The 15,912-nt window shown below is 61.6% G+C and carries 14 protein-coding genes and 4 tRNA genes; 10 read left to right on the plus strand and 8 right to left on the minus strand.

Annotation, left to right across the window (positions count from 1 at the left end; all coding sequences use genetic code 11):
* Positions 1–75: 75 nt before the first annotated feature.
* On the minus strand, positions 76–1,095 hold the full coding sequence (locus ABEH27_RS23675; RefSeq protein ID WP_346615896.1) for an outer membrane protein assembly factor BamD: 1,020 nt from the start codon (positions 1,093–1,095) through the stop codon (positions 76–78).
* Between the two features lie 147 nt (positions 1,096–1,242).
* Between ABEH27_RS23675 and rluD the strand changes: the two genes are divergently transcribed.
* From rluD to ABEH27_RS23705, 6 genes are all read left to right on the plus strand, one after another.
* A complete protein-coding gene (rluD, locus tag ABEH27_RS23680) occupies positions 1,243–2,205 on the plus strand; it encodes a 23S rRNA pseudouridine(1911/1915/1917) synthase RluD (RefSeq protein ID WP_346615897.1) in 963 nt (320 codons plus the stop codon).
* The gene (gene pgeF, locus ABEH27_RS23685; protein WP_346615898.1) at positions 2,202–2,942 is read left to right on the plus strand and encodes a peptidoglycan editing factor PgeF; all 741 of its coding nucleotides are present in this window, start codon (positions 2,202–2,204) and stop codon (positions 2,940–2,942) included. Before rluD ends, pgeF begins: the two co-directional genes overlap by 4 nt.
* Positions 2,943–3,188: 246 nt before the next feature.
* Entirely contained in the window at positions 3,189–5,753 is a 2,565-nt protein-coding gene (clpB, locus tag ABEH27_RS23690) for an ATP-dependent chaperone ClpB (RefSeq protein WP_346615899.1), read from the plus strand.
* A gap of 423 nt (positions 5,754–6,176) precedes the next feature.
* A tRNA-Asn gene (locus tag ABEH27_RS23695) sits at positions 6,177–6,252 on the plus strand.
* A 4-nt stretch (positions 6,253–6,256) separates the two neighbouring features.
* Positions 6,257–6,333, plus strand: a tRNA-Pro gene (locus tag ABEH27_RS23700).
* Between the two features lie 6 nt (positions 6,334–6,339).
* Positions 6,340–6,415, plus strand: a tRNA-Lys gene (locus ABEH27_RS23705).
* A gap of 145 nt (positions 6,416–6,560) precedes the next feature.
* Here ABEH27_RS23705 and ABEH27_RS23710 read toward each other — a convergent pair.
* The 3 genes from ABEH27_RS23710 to ABEH27_RS23720 form a co-directional block, all read right to left on the minus strand.
* The gene (locus tag ABEH27_RS23710) at positions 6,561–7,856 is read right to left on the minus strand and encodes an NAD(P)/FAD-dependent oxidoreductase (protein WP_346615900.1); all 1,296 of its coding nucleotides are present in this window, start codon (positions 7,854–7,856) and stop codon (positions 6,561–6,563) included.
* An 84-nt stretch (positions 7,857–7,940) separates the two neighbouring features.
* Complete coding sequence (locus ABEH27_RS23715; RefSeq protein ID WP_346615901.1) at positions 7,941–8,114, minus strand: DUF3094 domain-containing protein; 174 nt, start codon at positions 8,112–8,114, stop codon at positions 7,941–7,943.
* A 133-nt stretch (positions 8,115–8,247) separates the two neighbouring features.
* The gene (locus tag ABEH27_RS23720) at positions 8,248–8,877 is read right to left on the minus strand and encodes a DUF1780 domain-containing protein (protein ID WP_346615902.1); all 630 of its coding nucleotides are present in this window, start codon (positions 8,875–8,877) and stop codon (positions 8,248–8,250) included.
* 35 nt (positions 8,878–8,912) lie between these two features.
* On the opposite strand from ABEH27_RS23720, the gene ABEH27_RS23725 reads away from it, so the two are divergent.
* Positions 8,913–9,659 (plus strand): energy-coupling factor ABC transporter permease, encoded by a 747-nt coding sequence (locus ABEH27_RS23725; protein WP_346615903.1) that lies wholly within the window; start codon positions 8,913–8,915, stop codon positions 9,657–9,659.
* A gap of 128 nt (positions 9,660–9,787) precedes the next feature.
* Here ABEH27_RS23725 and yacG read toward each other — a convergent pair whose 3' ends face one another.
* Genes yacG through ABEH27_RS23745 form a run of 4 tightly spaced genes read right to left on the minus strand, consistent with a single transcriptional unit; the run spans position 9,788 to position 12,685 of the window.
* A complete protein-coding gene (gene yacG, locus ABEH27_RS23730; protein WP_252826628.1) occupies positions 9,788–9,988 on the minus strand; it encodes a DNA gyrase inhibitor YacG in 201 nt (66 codons plus the stop codon).
* Complete coding sequence (gene coaE, locus ABEH27_RS23735) at positions 9,985–10,608, minus strand: dephospho-CoA kinase (protein ID WP_346615904.1); 624 nt, start codon at positions 10,606–10,608, stop codon at positions 9,985–9,987. Before coaE ends, yacG begins: the two co-directional genes overlap by 4 nt.
* Positions 10,608–11,474: an A24 family peptidase gene (locus tag ABEH27_RS23740; RefSeq protein WP_346615905.1), complete on the minus strand. Its 867-nt coding sequence runs from the start codon at positions 11,472–11,474 to the stop codon at positions 10,608–10,610. Before ABEH27_RS23740 ends, coaE begins: the two co-directional genes overlap by 1 nt.
* A 2-nt stretch (positions 11,475–11,476) precedes the next feature.
* On the minus strand, positions 11,477–12,685 hold the full coding sequence (locus tag ABEH27_RS23745; protein ID WP_346615906.1) for a type II secretion system F family protein: 1,209 nt from the start codon (positions 12,683–12,685) through the stop codon (positions 11,477–11,479).
* 211 nt (positions 12,686–12,896) lie between these two features.
* On the opposite strand from ABEH27_RS23745, the gene ABEH27_RS23750 reads away from it, so the two are divergent.
* The 3 genes from ABEH27_RS23750 (at position 12,897) to ABEH27_RS23760 (ending at position 14,936) form a co-directional block, all read left to right on the plus strand.
* Positions 12,897–13,307, plus strand: coding sequence for a pilin (locus tag ABEH27_RS23750; RefSeq protein ID WP_346615907.1), 411 nt, complete (start codon positions 12,897–12,899; stop codon positions 13,305–13,307).
* Positions 13,308–13,376: 69 nt separating this feature from the next.
* Positions 13,377–13,452 (plus strand) — tRNA-Thr (locus tag ABEH27_RS23755).
* 161 nt (positions 13,453–13,613) lie between these two features.
* A complete protein-coding gene (locus ABEH27_RS23760; RefSeq protein WP_346615908.1) occupies positions 13,614–14,936 on the plus strand; it encodes an integrase arm-type DNA-binding domain-containing protein in 1,323 nt (440 codons plus the stop codon).
* Positions 14,937–15,912 lie beyond the last annotated feature (976 nt).

Below are 15,912 nucleotides of genomic sequence, written 5' to 3' on the forward strand. Positions count from 1 at the left end.
GGAGAAGCCGACAGTCTAGGGCGCGGCCATAAAAAAAGGGAGGCCCAAGGCCTCCCTTTCTCGTACCACGATGAATCAGTCGAACAGACCAAAGGTCATGTAGCTGAACCACGAGCGGTCTTTTTCGGCTTCTTTCGGGCCTTCCGGCAGGATAGGGTCGCCGTTTTCGTCTTTCGGCAGCAGGTCCTGCGGCGTCTCGGCGCGGGCGTCCTGGAACTGGCGGACCACGTCCTGGTTGGCGCGGGTTTCACCCGGCGGCAGCGGCGCGTCGGTTTCGATCAGGCCCAGGGTGGCCTTGGACAACCAGCCACGGCCGTCAGACTCGGTCTGCTTGGGCTGGAACTCGCCATCGACCAGGCTCGGGTGGTCAGGGTAGTTGAGCTTGAGGGTTTCCAGGCTGGTGGCGGCCAGTTCGTCCAGGTGCATCTTCTGGTACGACTCGACCATCACGGCCAGGCCATCGCCGACCGATGGGGTTTCCTGGAAGTTCTCTACCACGTAGCGGCCACGGTTGGCGGCAGCGACATAAGCCTGGCGGCTCAGGTAGTAGTCAGCGACGTGGATCTCGTAGGAGGCTAGCAGGTTGCGCAGGTAGATCATGCGCTGCTTGGCGTCCGGGGCGTAGCGGCTGTTGGGGAAGCGGCTGGTCAGCTGGGCGAACTCGTTGTACGAGTCGCGCGCGGCGCCCGGGTCACGCTTGGTCATGTCCAGCGGCAGGAAGCGCGCCAGCAGGCCACGGTCCTGGTCGAACGAGGTCAGGCCCTTGAGGTAGTAGGCGTAATCGACGTTCGGGTGCTGCGGGTGCAGGCGGATGAAGCGCTCGGCAGCCGATTTGGCAGCCTCCGGCTCGGAGTTTTTGTAGTTGGCGTAGATCAGCTCTAGCTGCGCCTGGTCGGCATAACGGCCGAACGGGTAGCGCGACTCCAGGGCCTTGAGCTTGTTCACGGCGCTGGTGTAGCTGGAGTTGTCCAGGTCAGCCTGGGCCTGCTGGTACAGCTCGGCCTCGCTGAGGTTCTCGTCAATCACCTCTTTATTAGAGGAACAGGCCGCGGTAAGCCCGAGGATGGCGATCAGCAGCAGGTGTTTCACTTGCATGGCGGCTTGCGTCCCTTTGACGGCCGCTGTCTTGGGCGGTGCCGTCCTGTTATGATGAGCGCCCCGGCCAACCCCGGGACAAAAGAAGCCGTATTTAACCACAAGCTCGCAGCCGAAACCAAAGGCTGTGCGCCCGCCGAATCGAGCATGTCCGAGATCATTCAACTTAGCGCAGAGGTACCGTCCGAACTGGGCGGTCAACGCCTCGACCAGGTCGCCGCCCAATTGTTCGCCGAGTACTCGCGTTCGCGGCTTACTACGTGGATCAAAGAGGGCCGCCTGACGGTCGATGGCGCCGTCGTGCGCCCTCGAGATACCGTCCATGGTGGCTCGCTGCTGGCGCTGGAGGCCGAGCAAGAGGCCCAGGGCGAGTGGATCGCCGAAGATATCGAGCTGGATATCGTCTACGAAGACGAACATATCATGGTCATCAACAAGCCCGCCGGGCTGGTTGTGCACCCGGCCGCCGGTCATGCCAGCGGTACGCTGCTCAATGCGTTGCTGCACCACGTGCCAGATATCGTCAACGTGCCGCGCGCCGGTATCGTTCATCGCCTGGACAAAGACACCACCGGCCTGATGGTGGTGGCCAAGACCTTGCAAGCGCAGACCAAGCTGGTCGAGCAGATGCAAAGCCGTAAAGTCAGCCGCATCTATGAGTGCATCGTGATTGGTGTGGTAACGGCCGGTGGCAAGATCGATGCCCCGATCGGCCGCCACGGCGGTATGCGCCAGCGCATGGCAGTCACCGACGGCGGTAAGCCGGCGGTCAGCCACTACCGCGTGCTCAAGCGCTTCCGCTCCCACACCCACGTGCGGGTCAAGCTGGAAACCGGCCGTACTCACCAGATTCGTGTGCACATGGCCCATGTTGGTTTCCCGCTGGTCGGCGACCAGACGTACGGTGGGCGCTTCCGCATTCCACCGGCTGCCAGCCCAACCATGGTCGAGGCGGTCAAGACCTTCCCGCGCCAGGCGCTGCACGCGCGTTTCCTGGCGTTGGCTCACCCGATTACCGGTGAAATCATGAAGTGGGAATCGCCACTGCCCGATGATTTCGTCTGGTTGCTGTCGCTGCTCAACCAGGACCGCGAGAGCTTTGTCGGATGAGTGGCCTGGCGCAGTCGCTGCTGTTCCCCGACTGGCCCGCCCCGGCCTCGGTTCGCGCCTGCGTCACCACCCGTCAGGGCGGCATCAGCCTGCCGCCCTACGAATCCTTCAATCTCGGTGACCATGTGGGCGATGAGCCACAGGCTGTCACCGAGAACCGTCGCCGCCTGAGCGACGAATTCGCCATCCAGCCCGCCTGGCTCAAACAGGTGCATGGCCTGGTGGTGGCGGATGCCGACCCGTCCGTGGTCGCCGAAGCCGACGCCAGCTGGACCGACCAGCTCGGCATCGCCTGCACCGTGATGACTGCCGATTGCCTGCCAGCGCTGTTCTGCGACCGCGCCGGTACCCGTGTAGCGGCGGCGCATGCTGGCTGGCGCGGGCTGGCTGGTGGCGTGCTGGAAGCCACCTTGGACCGCTTGGCCTTGCCGCCTGAAGAAGTGCTGGTGTGGTTGGGCCCGGCCATCGGCCCGCAGGCCTTCGAAGTAGGCCTGGAAGTGCGTGATGCCTTCACGGCGGTGCACCCGGAGGCTGCCAGAGCCTTTGTCGACGGTGAGCGGCCGGGCAAGTTGCTGGCCGACATCTATGAGCTGGCGCGTATTCGCCTGGCGGCGCGCGGTGTGACTGCGGTTTATGGCGGTGGCTACTGCACGGTCAGCGATGAGCGGTTCTTCTCCTATCGCCGTACCCCGCAGGGTGGGCGGTTTGCTTCTTTAGTCTGGCTGGATCCTCGCTGACAGGCCCGGCCTCATCGCCGGCAAGCCGGCTCCTACCAGTACCCACCTTTCTTGAAGTTTGCGCCTTCTTGTGGGAGCCGGCTTGCCGGCGATTGGGGCACCGCTAATCCATCAGGCTGACCTCGGTCAACCCCGCTACGCTTGAATCTTCCAGAATCAGCCTTATCTATAAGGTCATCTCAGGCAGGTTTCTTCATTAAAGGTGCTGTCCATCGCTCCGACCTGCCCTTACAGGAAGGTACTCCCATGCGAATAGACCGTTTAACCAGCAAGCTTCAATTAGCGATTTCCGATGCCCAGTCCCTGGCCGTTGGCATGGACCACCCCGCCATCGAGCCCCTGCACCTGCTGCAGGCGCTGATCGAGCAGCAAGGTGGTTCGATCAAGCCGCTGCTGATGCAGGTCGGCTTCGACATCAACAGCCTGCGCCAGGCACTGGTAAAAGAACTCGACCAGCTGCCGAAAATCCAGAACCCCACCGGCGACGTGAACATGTCGCAGGACTTGGCGCGCCTGCTCAACCAGGCCGACCGCCTGGCCCAGCAGAAAGGCGACCAGTTCATTTCCAGTGAACTGGTGCTGCTGGCCGCCATGGACGAGAACAGCAAGCTCGGCAAGCTGCTGCTGAGCCAGGGCGTAAGCAAGAAGGCCCTGGAAAACGCCATCAACAACCTGCGCGGTGGCGCGGCGGTGAATGACGCCAACGCCGAAGAGTCGCGCCAGGCCTTGGACAAGTACACCGTCGACCTGACCAAGCGTGCCGGAGAAGGCAAGCTGGACCCGGTGATCGGCCGTGACGACGAAATCCGCCGCACCGTGCAGGTGCTGCAGCGCCGTACCAAGAACAACCCGGTGCTGATCGGCGAACCCGGCGTGGGCAAGACCGCCATTGCCGAGGGCCTGGCCCAGCGCATCATCAACGGTGAAGTGCCCGACGGCCTCAAAGGCAAGCGCCTGCTGGCGCTGGACATGGGTGCGCTGATCGCCGGTGCCAAGTACCGCGGCGAGTTCGAAGAGCGCCTCAAGTCGCTGCTCAACGAGCTGTCCAAGCAGGAAGGCCAGATCATCCTGTTCATCGACGAGCTGCACACCATGGTCGGCGCCGGTAAAGGCGAGGGCGCCATGGACGCCGGCAACATGCTCAAACCGGCCTTGGCCCGTGGTGAGCTGCACTGCGTCGGTGCCACCACGCTCAACGAATACCGCCAGTTCATCGAGAAGGACGCCGCCCTGGAGCGCCGCTTCCAGAAAGTACTGGTGGAAGAGCCGAGCGAGGAAGACACCATCGCCATCCTGCGCGGCCTTAAAGAGCGCTATGAAGTGCACCACAAGGTGGCCATCACCGACGGCGCCATCATTGCTGCGGCCAAGCTCAGCCACCGCTACATCACCGACCGCCAGCTGCCGGACAAGGCCATCGACCTGATCGACGAAGCGGCCAGCCGCATCCGCATGGAGATCGACTCCAAGCCGGAAGTGCTCGACCGTCTCGACCGTCGCCTGATCCAGCTGAAAGTGGAATCGCAGGCACTCAAGAAAGAAGAAGACGAAGCGGCGAAAAAACGCCTGGAAAAACTGACCGAGGAAATCGAGCGCCTGGAGCGCGAGTACTCCGACCTGGAAGAAATCTGGGCGTCCGAAAAAGCCGAAGTGCAGGGCTCGGCGCAGATCCAGCAAAAGATCGAGCAGGCCCGCCAGGAGCTTGAAGCTGCCCGTCGCAAAGGCGACCTGAGCCGCATGGCCGAGCTGCAGTACGGCGTGATCCCGGACCTTGAGCGCAGCCTGCAGATGGTCGACCAGCACGGCAAGACCGAGAACCAGCTGCTGCGCAACAAGGTGACCGAGGAAGAGATTGCCGAAGTGGTGTCCAAATGGACCGGCATCCCAGTGGCCAAGATGCTCGAGGGCGAGCGCGACAAGCTGCTGAAAATGGAAGACCTGCTGCACCAGCGCGTGATCGGCCAGAACGAAGCCGTGACTGCCGTGGCCAACGCCGTGCGCCGCTCGCGTGCCGGCCTGTCCGATCCGAACCGGCCAAGTGGTTCGTTCATGTTCCTCGGCCCGACCGGCGTGGGCAAGACCGAGCTGTGCAAGGCGCTGGCCGAGTTCCTGTTCGACACCGAAGAGGCCATGGTGCGTATCGACATGTCCGAGTTCATGGAGAAACACTCCGTGGCTCGCCTGATCGGCGCCCCACCAGGGTATGTAGGTTATGAAGAGGGTGGTTACCTGACCGAAGCGGTACGCCGCAAGCCTTACTCGGTGGTACTGCTGGACGAGGTGGAGAAAGCCCACCCGGATGTCTTCAACGTGCTGCTGCAAGTGCTTGAAGATGGCCGCCTGACCGACAGCCACGGCCGTACCGTGGACTTCCGCAACACGGTGATCGTGATGACCTCCAACCTGGGCTCGGCGCAGATCCAGGAACTGGTGGGCGATCGCGATGCTCAGCGTGCGGCGGTGATGGACGCATTGGGTTCGCACTTCCGTCCGGAGTTCATCAACCGGGTCGACGAAGTGGTGGTGTTCGAGCCCCTGGGCCGCGAGCAGATCGCTGGTATCACCGAAATCCAGCTTGGCCGCCTGCGCAGCCGCCTGGCCGAGCGCGAACTGGCGCTGAACCTCAGCCCGGAAGCCTTGGACAAGCTGATCGCGGTGGGTTACGACCCGGTGTATGGCGCACGGCCGCTGAAGCGGGCGATCCAGCGCTGGATCGAGAACCCGCTGGCGCAGATGATCCTGGCTGGCAAATTCTTGCCGGGCTCGGCGATCACCGCCAAGGTAGAAGGCGAAGAAATCGTGTTTGCCTGATCCATCCGCTGCAAAAATCAGCCCCGCACCTGCGGGGCTTTTTTATGGCCGCTGTGTGTCTGAAGCCAACGCGGCCCCTTGTGGGAGCCGGCTTGCCGGCGAAGAGGGCCAGCCAAACCCCGCAAAATCAGGCCCTCGCCAGTTTTTTTCATAACTTGCTGAAATTTTTGAAAAAAACGCTTGCACGGTTTCAAGAGTGCCCCTAATATACGCCGCGTTGTCAGGCACTAAGCGAATCACCAGGAACATCGGTGTTAGCAAAACAACTTAGAAATCAGTAAGTTGAATGAAAAAAAGTGGTTGACAAGCAAAACGAAGAATGTAGAATAGCCGGCCTCAGCAGCGACAAAGCGAAAGCCAAGAAGCTGAAGAGATCGAAGCTAACACAGACTTCGAAGCAGTAAAGATGTACCGAAGTTCAGTTCCGCGATAGCTCAGTCGGTAGAGCAAATGACTGTTAATCATTGGGTCCCTGGTTCGAGTCCAGGTCGCGGAGCCAATCTCGGGGTGTAGCGCAGTCCGGTAGCGCGCCTGCTTTGGGAGCAGGATGTCAGGAGTTCGAATCCCCTCACCCCGACCATTTTCAGGGTCGTTAGCTCAGTTGGTAGAGCAGTTGGCTTTTAACCAATTGGTCGTAGGTTCGAATCCTACACGACCCACCATGTAAAGAGGGCATCTCGACAGAGATGCCCTTTTTCTTTTGTCTCGAAAAAACCACGGAGTCCGCAGCCCGCTCCCACATCAGTAAGCTGCCACAGTTGCCACACCCAAAAAAAAGCCCAGCTCACTGAGCTGGGCTTTTAACAATCAGTGCAGCTTAAGCCGCGGCTCAGTGCCCCGGCCAATCTTGCTACCCAGCATCATCATCGCCGTACGGAAGAACCCATACAGCGCCATCTGGTGCATGCGGTACAGCGACACATAGAACATCCGCGCCAGCCAGCCCTCAAGCTTCACGCTGCCCATCAGGTTACCCATCAGGTTACCCACCGCCGAGAAGCGCGACAGCGACACCAACGACCCGTAGTCCTTGTAGGCGTAAGTGGGCAGCGGCTTGTTCTCGAGGCGCGCCTTCAGGCTCTTGGCCAACATTTCCGCTTGCTGGTGCGCCGCCTGGGCGCGTGGCGGCACGTTGCGGTCACTGCCTGGTTGCGGGCAGGCGGCGCAGTCGCCGAAGGCAAAGATGTCATCGTCGCGGGTGGTCTGCAGGGTAGGGCGCACGACAAGCTGGTTGATGCGGTTGGTTTCCAGGCCATCGATGTCCTTGAGGAAGCCCGGCGCACGAATACCGGCCGCCCACACCTTCAGGCTCGCCTGGATCACGTCGCCATTGGCGGTTTTCAGGCCATCCGCGGTCACTTCGCTGACCGAGGCGTTGGTCATCACCGTCACGCCGAGTTTTTCCAGCGTCTTGTGCACCGGCACACTGATGCGCTCCGGCAGTGCCGGCAGCACCCGCGGGCCCGCTTCGATCACGGTGATGTGCATGTCTTTGGGCTGGATGCGGTCCAGGCCATAGGCAGCCAGCTCGTGGGCGGCGTGGTGCAGCTCTGCCGCCAGCTCGACACCGGTGGCACCGGCGCCGACGATGGCCACGCTGATCTTTTCACTGGCCTGGTCGCCCGCGTGGGCGCGCAGGTAGTGGTTGAGCAGCTGCTGGTGGAAGCGCTCGGCCTGCTTGCGGGTGTCCAGGAACAGGCAGTGCTGCGCCGCGCCCAAGGTGCCGAAGTCGTTGGTATTGCTGCCCACGGCGATTACCAGGGTGTCGTAGCGCAGGGTGCGCGCAGGCACCAGCTCGCGGCCCTCTTCGTCGAGGGTGGCAGCCAGTTGAATCTGCTTGCCTTCACGGTCCAGGCCGCTCATGCGCCCCAGCTGGAAGTTGAAGTGGTTCCACTTGGCCTGGGCCACGTAGTTCAGTTCGTCTTCCGAGGAGTTGAGCGAGCCGGCGGCCACTTCATGCAGCAGTGGCTTCCAGATGTGCGTGAGGTTGGCGTCGACCAGGGTAATCTCGGCCTGCTTGCGCTTGCCCAGGGTTTTACCCAGGCGGGTCGCCAGTTCCAGGCCGCCGGCGCCGCCGCCGACAATCACGATGCGATGAGTCATGGGGATATCTCATAAGGTTTACGGAATTCGTGGCCCTGGGGGCCGGCCGCAAACTGCATGAGGGGAGGGCGAGCGCGGGGCAGCTCATAGCACCAGTCCACTCAACAGGCGGCTGATGAGGCCCAACCCGATGGTCACCGCCAGCACCAGCACAAGGAGCAGCCACGGCCGGAAGGGCTTGCGCTCGACTTGGTGCTGAGGGGCTTGCAGGTACTCATCGACACGACGCTGATCTTCCGGGTTCAGTCGGCTGGTCATGGCAGGGCCTCGTCAGGTAGACGTATGTGACTGCGCGAACGCTACAGGGTTCGGGCAAGTACTTGAGACAAATGATAAAGCTTTCTATCCCTGGCGCCGAGTGTACGCCATCGCAAAGACTCTCGGCACTGGATCAAAGACTGATGCCCACGTCGAAAACGATGCTACGCCCCAGGTTGCCGCGCAAGAAATCCGGCGCGTCGGGGTGGGCGAACAGCACCCGGGCAAAGGTCGGCCCCACCAGCGACAGCGAGCGCCAGCCCTGGCGCAGGTATTCGGTGGGCGGCGGGAAGTGGGTATTGAGGTCGAGCACTTCGCGCTTGAGGCTGGCGAAGGCAATGATGTCCAGCTCGCTCAGGTCCAGCCCGCGTTCCCGGTAGTTGTGTGCCTTCTTGCGCAAGGTCGGCGCCAGCCGCGCCAGCAATTCGGTGGCGGCGATGCGCCTGGGCCGGGCCTCGCGGCGCACCAGCTGAGCCAGGGAAAAGGCACTGCGCCGACGCTGCAGCTCTTCACGCCACTCATCATTGAGGCGGCGGCCTTCATCGAGCACGAAAAACACCTCGAACGACGCATCGCGAAACAGCACATCCGGCGGCTCCTGGCCGGCCGGGGTAAATTCTTCGCCGCGATAGGGGATGTTCAGCCCCTGCAGCAGGCGCTGGCATACCCAACGCTCCCGCTCCCATTTGCGTGCATTGGAGAGGAAGGCGTTGGCTTGTTCGGCCTGGATGGTGAGCAGGCGCAGGTAGTCTGAGTCATCCATGCACACAAGCTTAGACGCTAAACCATGACGATAAGATGCTGTTTTCCAATGGGTGTAGACTCAGGTATGTCCACAGGGTAGCCAGGGGCATTCGTCAGGTGATCAGCGCGCACGTCTTGTCCAGCACCAGCCTCACACTGGGTTGGCTGGGTTATGTCCCTTTATTGCTGTGGGCGGTTAGCCGTACTCGCTGGGTGGAACTGTTTGCCGACAGCCGCCGGCAGCACCTGCTGTTCGGCACGGTGTTCTGCCTGTTTGCGTTGTGGCTGGTCAGGCGCGATTTTGACACCGGCGTGTCGTACCACTTCATCGGCATGACCGCCGTGACCTTGCTGCTGGACTGGCCACTGGCGGTACTCGGCGGCTTTCTCGCCCAGCTCGGTTTGCTGGCGCTTGGGCGGCAAGACCTCGCAGCCCTTGGGGTCAACGGCATGCTGCTGATCGGCCTGCCGGTGCTGATCACCGAAGTGTGCGCGATCCTGGTTGAACGCGCGCAGCCGCGTAACCTGTTCGTCTACATCTTCTGCTCGGGCTTCTTTCCCGCGGCACTGACCGTGCTGGTGTGCCTGCTGGCCGGGTTAGGGTTGCTGTGGCTCGATGGGCGTTTCGCCATGCCGGAGTGGCTCAGCGACTTTGTCGGCTACCTGTGGCTGATGATGTTCCCGGAGGCGTTTATCAACGGCATGGTGATCAGTGCCCTGGTGGTGTTCAGCCCGGAATGGCTGGAAACCTTCAATCGCACACGGTATTTGCAGGCGCCGTGGAAGGATGATGAGCGGTAATTTGTGTCGGCCTCATCGCCGGCAAGCCGGCTCCCACAAGTACCGCGCTAGCCGTAATCGTTGCACCAGCCCTTGTAGGAGCTGGCTTGCCGGCGATGGCCTGCAAAGCAGGCCCAAACGCACTCAACTCAATGCCGCGGCTCCAGATCCCCCGAATACAGCTCATCTTCGGATTCTTCCGACCCCGCAATCTTGTGCTCCTCTGCCGCCCACGCCCCCAGATCGATCAATTTGCAACGGTCAGAACAGAACGGCCGGAACGCGCTCTTCTCGCTCCATTCCACAGGTGCGCCACAGGTCGGGCAGTCGACGGTCAATGGCTGGCTCATGGCTGGCCTCCTCGTAAAGTCAGGTAAAAGTGGTGCAGTCGGTCGATCTGCGCATGCAGCGTGGCAAGGTCACTGTCGTTGACCACCACATCATCGGCGTGGCGCAAACGTTCATCGCGGGCCAACTGAGCCTTGAGAATCGCCTGCACCTGCTCGGCACTGGTGTTGTCACGCAGCAGAGTGCGCGCCACCTGCAGCGCCTGCGGTGCATCGATCACCAGCACACGCTGGGTTTTCTGATACTGGCCAGACTCGATCAGCAGCGGCGACACATACACCGCATAGGGCGATTCGGCCTTGGCCAAGTAGCTGAAAATCTCCTGCCCGATCAGCGGGTGCAGCAGTTGTTCCAGCCATTTGCGCTGGGCCGGGTCGGCAAAGATCAGCTGGCGCAACGCCGCGCGATCGAGCTGGCCGTCTTCCTGCAATACGCCAGCGCCAAAGCGCTCGACGATGCTTGCCAGCGCCGGGCGGCCCGGCTCTACAACCCAGCGCGCCGCCTGGTCGGCATCGACCAGGTGCACGCCAAGCTCGACAAAGCGCTCGGCGGCGGCACTCTTGCCGCTGCCGATGCCGCCGGTAAGGCCGAGAATCCAGGGGGTGAAGGCCGCAGTGGTCATCAGTATCCAAGCAGTTGCAGGTATGAGGCGTATATTTCATCACCCCAGAGCACAGCAATCCACCCCGCAATGGCCAGATAAGGGCCAAAAGGTATGGCGGTGCCGACCGAATGCTTGCGCAGCCTCAACAAACACACGCCGACAACCGCGCCGACCACTGATGACAGCATCAAGGTCAGCGGCACCACCTGCCAGCCGCCCCAGGCACCGATCAGCGCCAGCAGCTTGAAGTCGCCATAGCCCATGCCTTCCTTGCCGGTGATCAGTTTGAACACCCAATAAACTGCCCACAGGCTGAGATACCCGGCGACTGCCCCCCAGATGGCATGGGCTAAAGGCACCACCGTGTCGAAGGCATTGACGATCAAGCCCAGCCAGAGCATCGGCAGCACCAACACATCGGGCAACAGCTGCTGATCGTGGTCGATCAGGCTCAGCGCCAGCAGGCTCCAGGTGAACAGCAGCAGCGCCATGGCTGCCATCCCCGGCCCCGAATGCCAGGCAACGGCCACCGACAACAGCGCACAGGCCAATTCCACCAGTGGGTAACGCGCGCTGATCGGCTGCTTGCAAGCCGAGCAGCGCCCGCGCAGCGCCAGGTAACTCAACACCGGGATATTCTCCCAGGCGCGAATCGCGTGGCCGCAGTGCGGGCAACGGGAAGCGGGCAAGCACAGGTCAAAACGCTCGTGCTCGGTGGTTGGCAGGCCCAGTACCTCTTGGGCCTCACGCTGCCATTGGCGCTCCAGCATGATTGGCAGGCGGTACACCACCACATTGATGAAGCTGCCAAACAACAAACCAAGCACTGCCGCCAAGGCGGTGAAGTACGCCGGCTGCTCGGCCAGCAAAGTCCATGAATTCATGTTCAGATCAAACTACCCAACTGGAAGATCGGCAGGTACATCGCCACCACCAGGCCACCAACCAGCAAGCCCAGGATCAGCACGATGGCCGGCTCCAGCAGGCTGGTCAACTGGTCCAGCGCCTGGCTGACCTGTTCCTCGTAATGGCTGGCGGATTTTTCCAGCATCTGGTCCAGTGTACCGCTCGATTCGCCGATGGCCGTCAGCTGCACCAGCAACGGCGGAAACAACGGCTCCACCGCCATCGCCTGGTTAAGCCCCTGCCCATTGGCCATGCCCTGGCGCAGCCGCACAATGGCCTGCTCGTGCAAGTCGCTACCACTGGCCTTCGCTACCGTACCCAACGCATCGAGCAACGGCACCCCGGCGGCGTACGCTGTGGCCAGGCTACGGGCAAAACGTGCCAACGCTGCCTGCCCCAGCAGCTTGCCGAACACCGGCAAACGCAACACCTGGCAAGATATCCACAGGCGCGCAGGTTCATGCTTCCGATAAAGCTCCCGCACACCCAAAACCAGCACAATGGCAGTTATCAACAAAGCTGGCGCATGCCGACCCAGCCCTGTGGACAAGTCGATGACCCATTGAGTGAACGCGGGCAATGCCGCATCAAACCCCGCAAACAAGCTTTGAAAGCGCGGGATCACTTCCAGCAACAAGATCGCCGACACCCCCAACCCGGTCAGCAACAGCAGCAGGGGATAAAGCATCGCCTTGCGCACCCGCTTGCGCAGCGCCTGCCCCTGCTCCAGCATGCCCGCCAGCTGTTCAAGCTGCCGGTCCAGCGTGCCCGACTGCTCCCCCACCCGCACCAGGTTGCAGTACAACCCATCAAACCACAGCGGATGGCGCTGCAACGCATCCGCCAGCCCCAGGCCCGCCGCCACATCCTGTTTCAATCGCGCCAGCAACGCCGCCTGCCCAGCGCTGCAACCACTGCGCCCCATCACGTCGAACGCCTGCAGCAACGGCACACCGGCCTTGAGCAACGTCGCCAACTGCCGGCTGAAACCTGCAGGGTCGCTCTTCTCGCGCACTGTGGGTAGCCGCCACGCCATCCCGCGGGCAGGCCGCAACCCGGCAACCCGTATGCCCTGGCGCTGCAAGCCTGCACGTACATAAGCCGGGCTACGCCCAGCCACCTGCCCGCTGACCGCCGCGCCATTGGCATCGGTGCCGTGCCAGGCATAGAGGTGTTTCGAAGGGTTCATGCAAAGGTCCTTTTTTGCCCGTGCGACAAGCCTGGAAACAGCTTGCCGTGCCCATGAAGGGGCGCGCGTTGCTGATGCTCACTAGAGTAGTTCAGCGATGATGACGCCCTGACGGGCAGGGGTGACAAAAGGTGTCTGTTCAGGCCTACTGCGCCGCTGCCAGCCGGGGTCGAAGCGACCTCAACGAATACGTGTGAAAAAGGAACCGTTCATGAAAGGGCAACGCGGTATCACCCTGATCGAACTGATGATCGTCGTCGCGATCATCGGCATCCTGGCGACCATCGCCATACCGATGTACACCAACCACCAGTCACGCACCAAAGCGGCTGCCGGTTTGCTGGAAATTACCGCGCTGAAGACAGCGATGGACCTGCGCTTGAACGAAGGCAAGGACGTGGCGGATGTAGCGGTCCTCGGCGGCCAACCCGCGACCACCCACTGCGCGATCACTGCCCAAGGCACAGCGGCCAGCGGCACCGGCAGCATCGTCTGCACCCTGGTCGACGCCCCCGCCAACGTGGTCGGCAAAGCCGTAACCCTCACCCGTTCGGCAACCGGCTGGAGCTGCACCACCACGATCGAAGAAGACCTGGCCCCGAGCGGTTGCAAAGGGGCGTGAGGGTAGGGCAATAAGCAAGCGAAACAGGGGTTTGCGTAACGGGTGCGGCAGTGGTACGTTGCGCTACACGCCGGTGTAGCTCAGTCGGTAGAGCAGCGCACTCGTAACGCGAAGGTCGCAGGTTCGATTCCTGTCTCCGGCACCAGTTCAGGTTCCAGCGAAGGCCAGAAAAATCTCTGGAACCCCCGTAAAACCCGCCTTCTGGCGGGTTTTTTCGTTATGGCGTTCCGTCGGATTCCGACAGCTGCCAGCCGATTTAGGGGTAACGTTTGGGATAAAGTCGATTCGATAAAGGGGTTTACCCTTATGGCTCGTACTACTGCTCCCTTGACCGACACCGCCTGCCGTTCGGCCAAACCTACTGACCGCCCCTACAAGCTTTTCGATGGCGACGGTCTTTACCTCCTCGTTTACCCCAATGGCCGCAAAGGCTGGCGCTTCCGGTATGTGAAACCGGATGGGCGGGAGGGGCTGACCTCGTTTGGCAACTATCCCGTTATCGGCCTCGCAGATGCTCGGCAGAAGCGTCTGGAGACTAAGCGGATGCTGGCTGAAGGCGTTGATCCGATTGCGTCCAAGCAGCAGGCCAAGGCCGAGGCGGTTGTCAGAGGCCACACATTCGAACGCGTTGCTTTGGACTGGCATAAGGAAATGTCCGTGAAGTGGGCGCCTGGCCATTCGAGGACCGTGCTGAGTCGTTTGAAGACTCACGTATTCCCGCTGCTCGGCGCACGCGCCATTGTTGATCTGGATACCTTCGACCTCATGCAGCCGTTGGAAGAGATCAAAAAACGCGGCACGATTGATGTGGCGTTGAGGGTACAAAACTACCTTCAGAGCATCATGCGTGAGGCGAAGCGGCTGCGGCTGATCACGGTGAACCCTGCATATGACCTTGAGGGCTTCATCAGCGCGCCACGGGTTACGCACCGGCCTGCACTCCCGCTCTCTCGTTTGCCCGAGTTGATGGACCGCATCGAGCACTACAAGGGACGCACGCTCACTCGGCTGACCGTCATGCTCTCGCTGCATGTGTTCGTCCGCTCCAGCGAATTGCGCTTCGCGCGCTGGAGTGAGTTCGACCTGAAGCGGGGTATCTGGGAGATACCTGACACGCGGCCCGCGTTGGACGGCGTTCCGTATTCGACCAGAGGGACGAAGATGGCGGGCGACATCCATCTGGTCCCTCTGTCACCGCAAGCGGTGGCGTTGCTCGAACAGATTCACGCGATCACGGGGTACTTCGATCTGGTGTTCACCAGTGACGCTCGCTCGTGGAAGCCTATGTCCGAGAACACGGTCAATAGCGCTTTGCGGAACATGGGCTACGACACCAAGACCGAAATCTGCGGGCATGGCTTTCGCTCCATGGCGTGCAGTGCTTTGGTCGAATCCGGGCTGTGGTCAGAGACGGCTATTGAGCGGCAGATGAGCCACAGGGAGCGCAACAACGTTCGGGCGGCGTATATCCACAAGGCTGAGTTCCTGGAGGAACGGCGAATGATCATGAGTTGGTGGAGCCGTTACCTCGAAGCAAACCGGCAGGAGCATATCTCGCCGCATGAGTTCGCGAATCAGGCCGGGGCAAACGTTTCTAGCCTAAGAGCAAGGTGTGGCGCGGTCGAGTGAGCGCACGGCTTTGAAGCTTCGGTGATCCGTTTTCCATACGGGTCCATCCAAACAGGGCTGCAAAGCCGCCCTGTTTGGATGGACCTCACCTAAAAAATCAAAAGCACCCAATCGGCTACTGGAAACCACGGGATTCCGTACACGCCCAATGCCATTTTCAACCACAGAATCCTGCGGGCGAGTCGCTTGACCCTCTCGGATTGCGGGCGTAGAAAAGACAGTGCAAAGGCTGTCGTTGACAGCACCCCAGGTGACCCGAGCCTTCAAGGTCACGCCGCTCCCGCGGTGGTTTTCCCCAAGGGCGATTCGCATCCGGCAGCTCGCCCGGTCACTACCCATGTGATGGATGCTCTTACACATACGGCGCTCGTGCGCCAATACACCGTACCCAGCTGCCCTGCAGCAACCTATCCGCTTGGCCGACTTTTGCGCCAACCTGTGCCCGTCTCTTTCTCTGGAAAGAGACGGGCACTTCTACCACTGCTGCAGCCCTGATCGCACATGGCTTTGCGGCAATCCCCCTCGTGACAATCGGCCTGACAAACGCCGATTTCACCAGCAACAGCCATGTAGATGATGGTGCCGCAGACCAAGGAATGGACTGCACCTGACTGACAGTCAGGCATGCCCCGGTCATCGCAGTGCTGCGTTCACCCGGCTCAGGATCTTCAGGCGCTGGTTTAGTCAGCCAGCACTGCCTCCACCCGCCCACCGGCAACGGTGTTCAGGAGGCCTGATCATGAGATGCCCTTGCTCCCGGATGTAAGGAGCCGCCAGTCCCGCGTAGTGGACATTCCCCACAGGTCGCAGGGGCCTTGATCCCTGAAAACACTCAGCATTCTTGGCGGGATGACGTGGGGCGAGGATTGGAGAACGGTAGATGAGGTGATTCGACATGGCATTGGTGGGTAGACGCGATGGCCGTAATTTCGGCTATGGCAGGCGATTGAGCTACGCAGGTCCGCAGGCGCTGGAA

The sequence above is a fragment of the Pseudomonas sp. P39-UII1 genome (assembly GCF_039672635.1).
Classification (GTDB): Bacteria; Pseudomonadota; Gammaproteobacteria; order Pseudomonadales; family Pseudomonadaceae; genus Aquipseudomonas.

Bases quoted from the DNA above. Each gene is read 5' to 3' on its own strand.
- ABEH27_RS23675 (WP_346615896.1), bottom strand. From the start codon at position 1,095: ATGCAAGTGAAACACCTGCTGCTGATCGCCATCCTCGGGCTTACCGCG.
- rluD (WP_346615897.1), top strand. From the start codon at position 1,243: ATGTCCGAGATCATTCAACTTAGCGCAGAGGTACCGTCCGAACTGGGC.
- pgeF (WP_346615898.1), top strand. From the start codon at position 2,202: ATGAGTGGCCTGGCGCAGTCGCTGCTGTTCCCCGACTGGCCCGCCCCG.
- clpB (WP_346615899.1), top strand. From the start codon at position 3,189: ATGCGAATAGACCGTTTAACCAGCAAGCTTCAATTAGCGATTTCCGAT.
- ABEH27_RS23710 (WP_346615900.1), bottom strand. From the start codon at position 7,856: ATGACTCATCGCATCGTGATTGTCGGCGGCGGCGCCGGCGGCCTGGAA.
- ABEH27_RS23715 (WP_346615901.1), bottom strand. From the start codon at position 8,114: ATGACCAGCCGACTGAACCCGGAAGATCAGCGTCGTGTCGATGAGTAC.
- ABEH27_RS23720 (WP_346615902.1), bottom strand. From the start codon at position 8,877: ATGGATGACTCAGACTACCTGCGCCTGCTCACCATCCAGGCCGAACAA.
- ABEH27_RS23725 (WP_346615903.1), top strand. From the start codon at position 8,913: ATGCTGTTTTCCAATGGGTGTAGACTCAGGTATGTCCACAGGGTAGCC.
- yacG (WP_252826628.1), bottom strand. From the start codon at position 9,988: ATGAGCCAGCCATTGACCGTCGACTGCCCGACCTGTGGCGCACCTGTG.
- coaE (WP_346615904.1), bottom strand. From the start codon at position 10,608: ATGACCACTGCGGCCTTCACCCCCTGGATTCTCGGCCTTACCGGCGGC.
- ABEH27_RS23740 (WP_346615905.1), bottom strand. From the start codon at position 11,474: ATGAATTCATGGACTTTGCTGGCCGAGCAGCCGGCGTACTTCACCGCC.
- ABEH27_RS23745 (WP_346615906.1), bottom strand. From the start codon at position 12,685: ATGAACCCTTCGAAACACCTCTATGCCTGGCACGGCACCGATGCCAAT.
- ABEH27_RS23750 (WP_346615907.1), top strand. From the start codon at position 12,897: ATGAAAGGGCAACGCGGTATCACCCTGATCGAACTGATGATCGTCGTC.
- ABEH27_RS23760 (WP_346615908.1), top strand. From the start codon at position 13,614: ATGGCTCGTACTACTGCTCCCTTGACCGACACCGCCTGCCGTTCGGCC.